The organism is Bartonella sp. AD328YNZD (assembly GCF_042196425.1).
On the sequence record NZ_JBHIQG010000558.1, the window covers coordinates 1 to 1,118 of the forward strand.

2 protein-coding genes are annotated in these 1,118 nt (G+C 32.3%); one reads left to right on the forward strand and one right to left on the reverse strand.

Annotated features, from left to right (window positions below; all coding sequences use genetic code 11):
* A partial coding sequence (locus ACFIO3_RS13645) for a helix-turn-helix transcriptional regulator (RefSeq protein ID WP_375704642.1) occupies window positions 1–180 on the reverse strand: 180 nt, incomplete at its 3' end.
* A gap of 109 nt (window positions 181–289) precedes the next feature.
* On the opposite strand from ACFIO3_RS13645, the gene ACFIO3_RS13650 reads away from it, so the two are divergent.
* Window positions 290–907 (forward strand): helix-turn-helix transcriptional regulator, encoded by a 618-nt coding sequence (locus ACFIO3_RS13650; RefSeq protein ID WP_375607534.1) that lies wholly within the window; start codon window positions 290–292, stop codon window positions 905–907.
* The last annotated feature ends 211 nt before the right edge of the window (window positions 908–1,118 follow it).

Here is a 1,118-nt window from a genome sequence, read left to right on the forward strand (position 1 = left end):
AGAACTATCCTTCAACTTTTGCAGCTTTAGATAATTTATTACGGAGATAGATCCTCTTTTTTCCCACTTGCAAACAGCTGCTTGAGTTACACCAAGCATTTTCGCCATTTCTGATTGTGTCCAATTAAATTTGCCCCGTATTGACTTAGTCAAATTCTTAAAATCTTCTCGTTGATCCATTTACAAGCTCCAATTACAGCTTTGCCTTACTTTATTCATATAATTATAGTTATATAAAGTCAATGAAATTTATCTTTATCAACGATAAAAAAATAAGGTAAGCAGAAGTATGAGTAATAAATCTAATATTATAAACACATTAAAAAAGATTTTGACCGAGTTTAACTTAACGCAAGAAGATGTAGCCAAACGGCTAAACGTAACACAAGCTTCAGTGTCTAAGTGGTTAAAAGATTCTGATCCACGCGGCTCTAATAGAGATGCCATTTTAGAATTATATAAAGAACTAAAAGGGGATAATCACTTCACAACTTTTGTTCCTCTTATGGGGTATATTGGAGCAGGAACACAGATAGATCCAAGTTTTGAACAAATCCCTGAAGATGGTCTTGAACAAGTAGAAATTCCTTTTGCTTTACCTGATGATATGGTTGCTTTTGAAGTTAAAGGAGATTCTATGATTCCAGCCTATAAAGATGGAGATATGGTTATCGTAAGACGGCGCCAAATTAAAACAATAGAATCCTTTTTTGGCAAAGAAGCCGTTATTTTAACACATGATAATAAAAGATATATAAAGCAGATTAGCAGGGGCATGAATGGTGAAATAGATCTGCTTTCTTGGAATGCCTTACCTATTAAGAATGTTAAAATTGTGTGGGTTGGAGAAATATTTGCTATTTTGCCAATAAGTTCTTACAGCAAGATGATTCGGACTTATCGCTAATTATCCTCCCCTCTTATTCAGTAAGATATTATAATATTTTTTATAAAAAATATAACTTTTTATAATTTTTCGCTTGCTGTTTTATAATTATAGTTATATAAGTAATTATACAAACCACGCACAAACAATCGCCAAGAGGCGTTAGGGAGGAAAAATTATGGATAAGCCAATTCTTATAAATTCCAATGAAATTTTATTAGTTGCCTACGAT